Annotated in this window: 11 protein-coding genes; 9 read left to right on the forward strand and 2 right to left on the reverse strand. The window is 63.9% G+C overall.

Annotated features, from left to right (window positions below; genetic code table 11):
* Nucleotides 1–205 precede the first annotated feature (205 nt).
* From HT585_RS10725 to HT585_RS10760, 8 genes are all read left to right on the forward strand, one after another.
* Nucleotides 206–1,201 (forward strand): ABC transporter ATP-binding protein, encoded by a 996-nt coding sequence (locus HT585_RS10725; protein ID WP_176352880.1) that lies wholly within the window; start codon nucleotides 206–208, stop codon nucleotides 1,199–1,201.
* Nucleotides 1,198–2,148, forward strand: a complete 951-nt coding sequence (locus tag HT585_RS10730; protein ID WP_176352881.1) for an ABC transporter permease — start codon at nucleotides 1,198–1,200, stop codon at nucleotides 2,146–2,148. The genes HT585_RS10725 and HT585_RS10730 overlap by 4 nt, the downstream gene beginning before the upstream one ends.
* Nucleotides 2,138–2,953: an ABC transporter permease gene (locus HT585_RS10735; protein WP_176352882.1), complete on the forward strand. Its 816-nt coding sequence runs from the start codon at nucleotides 2,138–2,140 to the stop codon at nucleotides 2,951–2,953. The genes HT585_RS10730 and HT585_RS10735 overlap by 11 nt, the downstream gene beginning before the upstream one ends.
* A gap of 25 nt (nucleotides 2,954–2,978) precedes the next feature.
* On the forward strand, nucleotides 2,979–4,406 hold the full coding sequence (locus HT585_RS10740) for a gamma-aminobutyraldehyde dehydrogenase (protein ID WP_176352883.1): 1,428 nt from the start codon (nucleotides 2,979–2,981) through the stop codon (nucleotides 4,404–4,406).
* A gap of 72 nt (nucleotides 4,407–4,478) precedes the next feature.
* A complete protein-coding gene (locus HT585_RS10745) occupies nucleotides 4,479–4,973 on the forward strand; it encodes an ester cyclase (RefSeq protein ID WP_246707619.1) in 495 nt (164 codons plus the stop codon).
* Nucleotides 4,974–5,251: 278 nt separating this feature from the next.
* Nucleotides 5,252–6,004 (forward strand): siderophore-iron reductase FhuF, encoded by a 753-nt coding sequence (gene fhuF / locus HT585_RS10750; RefSeq protein WP_176352884.1) that lies wholly within the window; start codon nucleotides 5,252–5,254, stop codon nucleotides 6,002–6,004.
* Nucleotides 5,997–7,151: an ABC transporter substrate-binding protein gene (locus tag HT585_RS10755; RefSeq protein WP_425513736.1), complete on the forward strand. Its 1,155-nt coding sequence runs from the start codon at nucleotides 5,997–5,999 to the stop codon at nucleotides 7,149–7,151. Before fhuF ends, HT585_RS10755 begins: the two co-directional genes overlap by 8 nt.
* A 159-nt stretch (nucleotides 7,152–7,310) precedes the next feature.
* On the forward strand, nucleotides 7,311–7,832 hold the full coding sequence (locus HT585_RS10760) for a hypothetical protein (RefSeq protein ID WP_176352886.1): 522 nt from the start codon (nucleotides 7,311–7,313) through the stop codon (nucleotides 7,830–7,832).
* 24 nt (nucleotides 7,833–7,856) lie between these two features.
* On the opposite strand, the gene HT585_RS10765 is transcribed toward HT585_RS10760, so the two are convergent.
* Nucleotides 7,857–8,441 carry a cysteine hydrolase family protein gene (locus HT585_RS10765; RefSeq protein ID WP_176352887.1) on the reverse strand — a complete coding sequence of 195 codons (585 nt, stop codon included), beginning with the start codon at nucleotides 8,439–8,441 and terminating at the stop codon, nucleotides 7,857–7,859.
* Between the two features lie 63 nt (nucleotides 8,442–8,504).
* Between HT585_RS10765 and HT585_RS10770 the strand changes: the two genes are divergently transcribed.
* Nucleotides 8,505–8,999, forward strand: coding sequence for an Lrp/AsnC family transcriptional regulator (locus HT585_RS10770; RefSeq protein ID WP_176352888.1), 495 nt, complete (start codon nucleotides 8,505–8,507; stop codon nucleotides 8,997–8,999).
* 159 nt (nucleotides 9,000–9,158) lie between these two features.
* On the opposite strand, the gene HT585_RS10775 is transcribed toward HT585_RS10770, so the two are convergent.
* On the reverse strand, nucleotides 9,159–10,442 hold the full coding sequence (locus HT585_RS10775) for an aromatic ring-hydroxylating oxygenase subunit alpha (RefSeq protein ID WP_176352889.1): 1,284 nt from the start codon (nucleotides 10,440–10,442) through the stop codon (nucleotides 9,159–9,161).
* Nucleotides 10,443–10,525 lie beyond the last annotated feature (83 nt).

Below are 10,525 nucleotides of genomic sequence, written 5' to 3' on the forward strand. Positions count from 1 at the left end.
CGGCAAACCCGCAGGGCGTGACCTTGAGGCAAGGCGCCCGCCACGTGTCTCCTTCGCCCCGCCTGCGGGGAGAAGGTGCCCGGCAGGGCGGATGAGGGGCACTTCCCCTCACCGTGGGGATGAGGGGCACTTCCCCTCACCGTGGGGATGAGGGGCACTTCCCCTCACCGCGGGGATGAGGGGCCAAACTTTCCGGAGTATTCTTATGACCGCCGTTCTTTTCGACAATGTTTCCCGCCACTTCGGCGCCGTTCGCGCAGTCGATGGTGTGAACCTCGAAATTGCCGAGGGCGAATTCTTCGCTATGCTCGGCCCCTCAGGCTCGGGCAAGACCACCTGCCTGCGCCTGATGGCCGGCTTCGAGCAGCCGACCGGCGGCCATATCGAAATCTTCGGCGAGACGGCAGAGGGCGTGCCGCCCTATCGTCGCAGCGTCAACACCGTGTTTCAGGACTATGCCCTCTTCCCGCATCTCTCGATCCTCGACAACGTCGCCTATGGCCTGATGGTCAAGGGCGTCGGCCGTGAGGAGCGTCGCAAGGCGGCCGAGGATGCGCTCGCCATGGTCAAGCTGCCGAGCTATGGCAGCCGCCGCCCCGGCCAGCTCTCCGGCGGGCAGCGCCAGCGGGTGGCGCTCGCCCGCGCGCTCGTCAACAAGCCGAAGGTGCTACTGCTCGACGAGCCGCTCGGCGCGCTCGACCTCAAGCTGCGCGAGCAGATGCAGGAGGAACTGAAGAGCCTGCAGAAATCGCTCGGCATCACCTTCGTCTTCGTCACCCACGACCAGGGCGAAGCGCTGTCGATGGCCGACCGCATCGCCGTCTTCAACGATGGCCGCATCCAGCAGCTCGGCAGCCCGGAGGAAGTCTACAAGCAGCCGAAGACCCGCTTCGTCGCCGATTTCGTCGGCTCGTCAAACGTGCTGCCGGCAAAGCTGTGCCAGAAGCTCGGAGTCAGATCCACCTACGCCAGCCTTCGCCCCGAGGCGATCGCGCTGTCGGCACCGGGCGAAGGCGCGCTCAGCCTAAATGGCACAGTCTCGGCCCATAGTTTCCTTGGCGCCGTCAACCGCGTCGTCGTCGATGTCGACGGCGCGCGCATTGCGGTCGCAAGCCCCGCCTCGCTTGTCGTGCCCACGGTCGGCAGCCCCGTCACCATCAGCTTTGCGGCGCACGAGTTGCACCCGATGGAGGACGCATGACAACCGTCGCTGAAAATTTCGTTCTGCCGGAACGTCGTGGTGCGGCCGGGCGGCTGTCGGACTTCTTCTGGAAGCACCCGCATGTGTTGCTCACGGTCATGTTGGCGCCGCCGCTCCTGTGGCTCGGCGTCGTCTATATCGGCTCGCTCTTTGCGCTGCTGCTGCAGAGCTTCTTCTCGATCGACGACTTCTCCGGCCTGATCAATTACGAGTTCACCTTCGCCACCTACCGCCAGCTGCTGAGCGAAACCAATCTCGACATCATCCTGCGCACGGTATCGATGGCGGCCGTCGTGACGGTCGCCTCGGCACTTATCGCCTTCCCGATCGCCTATTACGCGGCGCGTTACGCGCAGGGAAAATGGAAGGTGCTGTTCTACCTCGGCATCATGCTGCCGCTCTGGTCGAGCTATCTCGTCAAGATCTATGCCTGGAAGCTGATCCTCGCAAAGGAAGGCATCGTCACCTGGTTCCTGGCCAAGGTGCATCTGCAGTGGTTGCTCGATGCCTGGCTCTCGCTTCCCGTCGTCGGCGGCAACTCGCTCTCGGTCAGCTACACCGGCACCTTCATCGTCTTCGTCTATGTCTGGCTGCCCTTCATGATCCTGCCGATCCAGGCGGCACTCGAGCGCGTGCCGGGAAACCTGATCGAGGCGTCCTCCGATCTCGGCGGCACACCGGCCCAGACCTTCCGCTACGTGCTGTTTCCCCTGGCGCTTCCGGGCATCGTTGCCGGCTCGATCTTCACGTTTTCGCTGACGCTTGGCGATTACATCATTCCGCAGATCATCGGCTCTTCCCGGCTGTTCATCGGCCAGGCGGTCTATGCCCAGCAGGGCACGGCCGGCAACATCCCGCTGGCCGCCGCCTTTACCGTCGTGCCGATCGTCATCATGGGCGCCTATCTCTATATGGCCAAACGCATGGGAGCCTTCGATGCGCTCTGACCGACTCAACCGCTCGCCCCTCGGCTTGAAGATCGCCGCTGCCGCCGGCCTTGCCTTCATGCATGTGCCGATCCTGCTGATCTTCCTCTATGCCTTCACCACGGAGGAAAAGAGCTACCAGTTCCCGCCGCCGGGGCTGACGACGCAATGGTTCGCCGTTGCCTGGAACAGGCCGGATGTCTGGGCGGCGCTGACGCTGTCGGTCAAGGTCGCCTCGATCGCGACCGCCGTCGCCCTGGTGCTCGGCACGCTCTGTGCCGCCGCCGTCAGCCAGACACGGTTCTTCGGCCGCGAGACGATCTCGCTCCTCGTCATCCTGCCGATCGCGCTGCCCGGCATCATCACCGGCATCGCGCTGCGCTCGGCCTTTTCGATTGCCGAATTCCCGTTTTCGTTCTGGACGATCGTGCTCGGCCACGCGACCTTCTGCATCGTCGTCGTTTACAACAATGCGGTCGCGCGCTTCCGCCGCATCTCCGGCTCGCTGATCGAGGCCTCGATGGATCTCGGCGCCGATGGTTTCCAGACCTTTCGCTACATCATCCTGCCGAACATCGGCACGGCGCTTCTGGCCGGCGGCATGCTCGCCTTCGCGCTGTCCTTCGACGAGGTGATCGTCACCACCTTTACCGCCGGCCAGCAGTCGACGCTGCCGATCTGGATGCTCGAAGAGCTCATCCGTCCGCGCCAGCGACCGGTGACCAACGTGGTCGCCATGATCGTCGTGCTGGTCACCTTCCTGCCGATCCTCGGCGCCTACTACCTGACCCGCGACGGCGACCAGATCGCCGGCGGCGGCAAATGAACAAGACTTTCAAGGGAGAACAGACATGGACACCCAGCTTTTGATCGGATCGCGCTTCGAGGCCGGAACCGAAGCCGAAGAGCTTATCCTCAACCCGCGCACCGGCGCAAAGATCATCGACCTGGCCGAAGCCTCGCACATGCAGGTCGAGTTGGCTGTCGACGCGGCGGAGCGCGCCTTCGTCTCCTGGTCGATGACGACGCCCGGTGAGCGCTCCGGCTACCTGCTGAAGATCGCCGACGCGATCGAGAAGAATGCCGACGATTTTGCCGCGCTTGAAGCGCTCAACTGCGGCAAGCCGATCAATGCCGTGAAGAACGACGAATTGCCGGCGATCGTCGACTGCTGGCGCTTTTTTGCCGGCGCCATCCGCAACCTGCATGCGCCGACGGCAGGCGAATATCTGCCGGGACACACGTCCATGGTCCGCCGCGATCCGGTCGGCATCGTCGGCTCGATCGCGCCCTGGAACTATCCGCTGATGATGATGGCATGGAAGCTGGCGCCGGCGATTGCCGGCGGCAACACGGTCGTCTTCAAGCCGTCCGAGCAGACGCCGCTGACGGCGCTGAAGCTCGCCCGCCTGCTCGCCGACATCCTGCCGGAAGGCGTCGTCAACGTCGTCACCGGCCGCGGCGAGACCGTCGGCAACGCGCTGATCAACCACCCCAAGATCGCGATGGTCTCGATCACCGGCGACGTCGCCACCGGCAAGAAGGTGCTGACGGCCGCCGCCAAGACGGTGAAGCGCACGCATCTGGAGCTCGGCGGCAAGGCGCCGGTCATCGTCTATGACGATGCCGACCTCGAAGCGGTCGTCAACGGCATCCGCACCTTCGGCTACTACAATGCCGGCCAGGACTGCACCGCCGCTTGCCGCATCTATGCCGAGGCCGGCATCTACGAAAAGCTCGTCGCCGACCTGAGCTCGGCTGTTTCGACCATCCGCTACAATCTTGCCGACGACACAGAAAACGAGATCGGCCCGCTGATTTCCCGCCGCCAGCGCGACCGCGTCGCGAGCTTCGTCGAGCGCGCGGCCGACCAGAAGCACATCGAGATCACCACCGGCGGCAGCGCCGGCAGCGCCGACGGATTCTTCTTCCAGCCGACGGTGATCGCCGGCGCGACGCAGGAAGACGAGATCGTTCGGCGCGAAGTGTTCGGCCCGGTCGTCTCCGTCACCCGCTTCACCGGCAAGGACGATGCCGTCGCCTGGGCCAACGACAGCGACTACGGCCTCGCCTCGTCGGTCTGGACCAAGGACATCTCCAAGGCGATGAACGCTGCGTCACGCCTGCAATACGGCTGCACCTGGATCAACACCCACTTCATGCTGACCAACGAGATGCCGCATGGCGGCGTCAAGCAGTCTGGCTACGGCAAGGACATGTCCGTCTATGCGCTGGAGGACTACACTGCGGTCCGCCACATCATGATCAACCACGGCTAAGCCTTCAGGCGTAGCGCGGCCTTTTCGGGCAGCGCCGCGCCTCTCGGGCCACGGCAAATGGGAGGAAATACCATGTTGTACCGCCGCCAACTGCTCGTTGCCGCAGGCGCTCTGGGTCTGAGCGCCGTTCTCCAGGTGCCCTCAGGTTTCGCCGCCGATGCGGCGCCTGATGTCGTCAAGGCCTATGTCGCCGCCTGGAACGCCCATGATGCGGGCAAGGCCGCATCCTACTTCGCCGACGACGTCACTTACTACGACGCCTCCGTCGGCAAGCCCGTGACCGGCAAGGAGGCCGCCAAGACCGGTGTCATCGACAATTTCCTCAATGCGGCGCCCGATGCCGCCTGGACCATGAAGGGCGATCCCATCGCCAGCGGCGACAAGGTCTCCTTCGAATGGGAGTTTTCCGGCACCAATTCGGGCGCCTGGGCCGATGGCACGGCCGCAACCGGCAAGGCCTTCAAGTTCACCGGTGCCTCGGTGTTCACCGTCAAGGACGGCAAGATCGCCGCACAGAACGACTACTACGATGCGCTCGGCTTCTACAAACAGCTCGGCCTGCTGTAGCCGGCCGTCCAGCCTGCGATACCGCCCTTCCCGTAGCCGCAAGACCGCGCTTGCGGCTAACCTTGCGCCCGCCCGCGAACAGAAACATGCGGACAAAACGCATAAAATAGCTTGCACGACGAAGAAACATGAGTAACACGATCACCTTATAAGTTTCTGACCCTTGCTCAGAAGGTGTGTCGCATGCTTGCAAGAAGGATCGCTGCTTCAGCCGGGCTTCCGGCTGTGTCTCGCCCGCACCGTGCGAGCGATAGCGCATCTCTTCTGGATGCCCGCTCATGACGGCCGCCGCAGAAGCGATGATGGACACGGGCGGCGCCAAGATTTTGTCTGCTGCCTTTTCCGGCACGCACGCCTGGTGCAACGAGAAGATGATGCTGTCGGACGATCTTTCCGACGGCATGGCGCTGCCGGAGTTCTTCGCCTCCGGCGCCTTCGACCGGGCGCTCGACACCTATGCCGAAAAATCAGGGGGCACCGATCGCCGCGCGGTCGCCTCCATGTGGTCGCTCTACTATTTCTCGGCGCTCACCATTCCCTATCTCGTTGCCCGCGTGCTCGACCATCAGGTGTTACCGGTCTCCTTCGACCGCATGAAAGTGGCGCTATCCGACGATGGCCTGCCCCGCGCCTTTGGCGTTGCCGATGCCGGCGACTGGCAGGCGGGCGACAATGACGACGTCTTTGCCACCCTGGCACCGCTGATGGGCGAGCACCTTCGCGAGGTCGTCGGTTATCTCAAATCGACCGGCGGCATCGCGCCGAAACTCGCGTGGAACAACGCGCTCGTCTATATTGACTATGCCCTGCGCGCCGCCGGCGTCGAACCGCTTCATGCCCAGGCCGAAGCGCTGATCGGCAGCAAGTTGCTGCCCGACGGTTCGCCCAACCCCTTCTTCGATTGCCTGCGCCACGAGGAAGAGGACGGAGCACGCGTGTGCCGGCGCAAGATCTGCTGCCTGCGTTACCTGCTCCCGGGCGTTCGCAGCTGCGGCAGCCTTTGCGCCCTTCCCAGCCAACGGAATCAGTAGCTTGCTTCAACTTGGTTTGCGGTCCGCCATCCGGATCATACTGACCCTCCTCATCACCCTTCCGCTTTTTGCCATCGCCGCCCGGGCCGAGGGCAAATGGCCGATGACAGTGAAGGATGCGGCCGGGCGCGAGGTGACGATCTCAGCGCCGCCAAAGGCGATCCTGCTCGGCAGCGGCTTCAATCTCGTCGCCCTGTCGCTCATTCACCCGGATCCCATCAGCCTGCTTGCGGGCTGGTCCGGCGACATGAAGGGGGCCAACCCCGAAATCTACGAGAGCTTCCGTCGGAAATTCCCCGCGATAGCCGACGTGCCGCTGATCGATGACGGCACGCTACCGGGCCTGTCCTACGAAACACTGCTGACGCTGAAGGCCGACCTCGCGATCCTTGCCAACTGGCAGGCCGACAACGAGCCGGGCCAGCGCGCCATCGACTATCTCGCGAGCATCGGCGTGCCCGTCATCGTCGTGGATTTCAACAGCGATCCCCTGAAAGACACGCCCGACATGATGCGGCTTCTCGGGCGGATCCTGGAACGCGACGAACAGGCGGAAGCTTTCGCGCGGTTCTACGAGGACAAGCTGGCGTTGATCCGCTCTCGTGTCGCCGCCAAGCCCGAGCCACGTCCAACCGTGCTGATGGATGCCTTCCCGAAGCCCGACCAGTGCTGTTGGGCCTATGGCGTCGGCGGGCTCGGCGAATTCCTGACGGTCGCCGGTGGCCGCAACATCGCCGAAGGCGCGCTGCCACGCGCCGGCGGCACGGTCAGTGCCGAACCCGTCATTGCGGCAAACCCCGACGTCTATATCGCCACGTCCTCTCCCGGTGGTGTGTATAGCGGCTTTTCCATCGGTCCCGGCGTTGCGGGGGATGACGCCCAGCAGACACTGGCGGCTGCGGTCAAGGCGCCGGTCCTCTCCGGTATCGCGGCAGTGGAGAACGGCCGCGTGCATGGCATCTGGAACTTCTTCAACGCCATCCCGCTCAACATAGTCGCTGCCGAAGCCTTCGCCCATTGGCTGCGGCCTGACATCTTTGCCGATCTCGCCCCCGAAAAGACCCTCGCCGAAATCAACGAGCGTTTCGCCGCCGTGCCCTTCGAGGGCACCTACACGGTCAGCCTCACCGCCGATACGCAGCGCTAGTAGGTCCTCGAAACCCACCACATTTGCAATTGGCGCAAAGGGTTGGCGAAAACACCCGCCGCTCGAACCAGCAAATGCCGAAGGCGTGACTTTCGAGCGCGCGAGGCGATGTTGCCACCCGCTCCTCACCCTATATAAGGGTTGGTGAGGAGGAGCTTCATGCTTTGGTTGATAGCGTTGGTTGGCGTGGCGATCGTGTATCTGGCGGCGCGTTTCAGCCGCTTTCGCCGGTGGGCCGAGCCCATCCTGTCGGTCGCAGTGGCAATCGCCCTGCTCTCCGCTTTCATCGTCTGGATCAGCGATCGCGGCGAGCGCAAGGCTCCGACACCCGAGCCGGTGGCGACAGATCCCGCTGTTCCGGCAGCAAAGAACATCAGTCTCGGCGATGTGACATTCGAGCAAAGCCAGCCGGAGCGAAGTTTTCGCCTGCGCGGCACGGTCACCAACAACGGCGCCACACCGCTTGAATATTTCCGGCTGTCCGTGACGCTCGAAGACTGCCCTCAAGACACCTGCGCGAAGATAGGCGACGACACAGCGCTTGTGCTGTCCCGCGTGCCCGCCGGACAGGCGAGGCCGTTTGAAACCTTCCTCACCTTCCCGAGCCGCGAAGGCGAGAGCCTGACGACGCCGAAATGGACCTACCAGGTGCTGGAAGTCCGCGGCGCCGCCAGCAAATAACGCCCGGCGCGCGTTGCGGTCCCTTCAAGCCGCCGATGCCGGCCGTAACGCCGAGACGATCTCGGCTGTCGTCGTCACCTCTGCGAACTCCGCCCGCAACGTCGCGACATGCGCCCGATGGATATCCGGAGCCGCAATCGTGCCGCCCGCGCCATCCGGCTGGTCGAAACAATCGCAGGCATCCTCCACCAGGATCACCCGATAACCGAGATTGGCGCCGACCCGCACCGACGTCGAGACGCACATATCCGTCGAAATGCCGAAGAGCACGATCGTATCGACGCCAAGCCGGCGCAGGCGCAGGTCGAGATCCGTGCCGATGAAGGCGGCATTGACGCTCTTGCTGACAAGCGGCTCGTCGCCTTCAGGCGCAAAACCCGGACGCGGCGCATTGCCTGGCGCGCCGCGAGCAAGCGTAGAGCCCGGCGCGACGCTGTCGTGACGCACATGGATGATCGGCCGGCGGCCGGCGCGCCAGGCGGCGAGCAAAGCACGGCCGTTGTCGTCAACATCGGCGTTCCAGCGCGGCGGCCAGGGGGCGGCGTCGAACGCCTGCTGCATGTCGATCGGGATCAGGACGGCATTGTCGGGAAGTCGCTGTTTGGTCATGGCTAACGCTCCTTGGTTGCCTCAGGAAGCTAGCCGCTCTATCGTCCGGTTTCATTGGACATCATGACGTTGAACCGGACGATCTTCCGGCTTAACGACTTCGAGGGCGACACATTGACAGAAATGGATGAGAAGGACCGACTGCTGGTCGCCGCGCTTCGCCAGGATTCACGCCAGAGCCTGGTAGCGCTTGCGCGCCATGCCGGCCTGTCGCGCAGTGCTGCCCATGAACGCCTGCGCCGGCTCGAAACGAAGGGCGTGATCGCCGGCTACACCATCCGCTTGGGGATCGAGGACAAGACGCCGGTGGTGCGCGCGTTGATCGCCATATCCTTCCAGCCGGGCAAGAACTGCGACCACATCGTGCCGCATCTGGCCGGCATGCCGCCTGTCGTCAGTTGCTGGTCGCTCGCTGGCGAGACGGATCTGATGCTCTTGATCGAATGCGCCTCGAATGGCGACCTCGACACCATCCGCCGCCAGATCTCGCTGATATCGGGCGTCGCCACGGTGCAGACCCATGTGGCTCTGCGCACCCATTTCGACCGGCGGGACTGATAGCGCAACGGCGCTCCCCGACGGCGCGCTTCGTTCCGGCGCCATTGCCACCGCTGAGCCATAGATACTTGCATTCCTGTGCTCGTCACAGAAATCCAGCGACGGCGCGTCCACGCCGTCAGCTATGGGCTTCGCCAAGCCGCAGTGTTCGCAGGTCTCTCACAGCGCGGCAGCGGCAACGCTCGCACCCTGCGGAGCTGCCGACGAAACAATGGTCGGCCGGCTGATCTCGTCGAGATACCAGTTAATGTAGCGCAGTTCGTTCTGCTCCATCGGCGCGATCGGCCCGGGTACGAAATAGTGCGAGCGCACGCCGCGGGAGGTGTGCTCGATGATCGCCTTGTCCTCGTCCGTCGTCACCGTCCAAAGCCAGATGAGCTTTTCGAGATCGTAGTCCCGCCCCTCCTCGGCCTTGCCGTCGACGAGCCAGATCAGCTCCATCTCGCAGGTGCCTGCCGTCTTCGGGATGAAGCGGTAGATCATGCCGTGATCGGGGTAGCAGACGAGGAATGTGGTGCCACCGAGATGGATGGAGGTGACGCCGCCGTCGAAATCGCTGAAACGGCCCATCAGGGTGCTGAGCGGCTGGCCGTCCTTGCTGCCGGTCTTGACGCCGTCATAGAGCGCGTAGCGGAAGGCATGCACCGTTTCCTTGCCGCCTGCCGAGGACTGCCAGTGGTCGCCGGAGCCGACCTCGATGCCGAGCGCGCAGGTGCGCGCCTCCATCTTCGCATTCAGCTCCTCGATCATGTGCAGCGGCTGTTCGAGCGCGTGCGTCTCGGAATACTCCGGGTGCGCCGGGCCGCAATGGTAGCACTCGACATAGTTCTCGACCGCGAGCTTCCAGTTGGCATCGACGGGGTAGGACTGCCGGTGCGCGACCTTGGCCTCCGCCCAGCCATATTGGCCGCAGGTGGCATGCAGGAGATTCTCGACCTCGGTGAAATCAAGCGGCTCATCGGCAAAGGAGATGAAGATCAGCCCCTCCACGACACGCACATGCAGCTTCTTCAGCCCGTGGTCCTCGCGCTTGAAATCCTTCGGCATCAGTCGCGCTGCCTTCAGTGCGCCGTCATTGCCATAGGTCCAGGCGTGATAGGGACAGACGAAGGCGCGGGCATTGCCCTTGTCCTTGGTGCAGACCTCGGCGCCGCGGTGACGGCAGACGTTCAGCATCGCATGGATCGCGCCGGTGGCAGTGCGGGTCACGATCACCTGCTCGGAGGCCATGCGGAAGACTTCGAAGTCATTGGGGTTCGGGATCACGCTTTCATGCGCGACGCAGTGCCAGTGGCGACGAAACACCCGGTCGAGATCGCGCTCGTAGATATCCTCGTCGTGGTAGAAGGCGCGGACGAGCCCATGGCCCGGCCGATGCGCAGCGACCAGCTGATCGATGCGGTCGCCCGCGACGGTGGTATTGGAAAGGTCCGATGCGAACATGGGCCTGAACTCCCGAAAGGTGGACCGGAAGAACCGCGTTCCGGCGCGCGTATTTTCGTTGTGCCTCGAAAGGCCCCTCATCC

Source organism: Ensifer oleiphilus (genome assembly GCF_013371465.1).
GTDB lineage: Bacteria > Pseudomonadota > Alphaproteobacteria > Rhizobiales > Rhizobiaceae > Ensifer > Ensifer oleiphilus.

Coding starts and splice junctions, on each gene's coding strand:
- HT585_RS10725 (WP_176352880.1), top strand. CDS start 206: ATGACCGCCGTTCTTTTCGACAATGTTTCCCGCCACTTCGGCGCCGTT.
- HT585_RS10730 (WP_176352881.1), top strand. CDS start 1,198: ATGACAACCGTCGCTGAAAATTTCGTTCTGCCGGAACGTCGTGGTGCG.
- HT585_RS10735 (WP_176352882.1), top strand. CDS start 2,138: ATGCGCTCTGACCGACTCAACCGCTCGCCCCTCGGCTTGAAGATCGCC.
- HT585_RS10740 (WP_176352883.1), top strand. CDS start 2,979: ATGGACACCCAGCTTTTGATCGGATCGCGCTTCGAGGCCGGAACCGAA.
- HT585_RS10745 (WP_246707619.1), top strand. CDS start 4,479: ATGTTGTACCGCCGCCAACTGCTCGTTGCCGCAGGCGCTCTGGGTCTG.
- fhuF (WP_176352884.1), top strand. CDS start 5,252: ATGACGGCCGCCGCAGAAGCGATGATGGACACGGGCGGCGCCAAGATT.
- HT585_RS10760 (WP_176352886.1), top strand. CDS start 7,311: ATGCTTTGGTTGATAGCGTTGGTTGGCGTGGCGATCGTGTATCTGGCG.
- HT585_RS10765 (WP_176352887.1), bottom strand. CDS start 8,441: ATGACCAAACAGCGACTTCCCGACAATGCCGTCCTGATCCCGATCGAC.
- HT585_RS10770 (WP_176352888.1), top strand. CDS start 8,505: ATGACGTTGAACCGGACGATCTTCCGGCTTAACGACTTCGAGGGCGAC.
- HT585_RS10775 (WP_176352889.1), bottom strand. CDS start 10,442: ATGTTCGCATCGGACCTTTCCAATACCACCGTCGCGGGCGACCGCATC.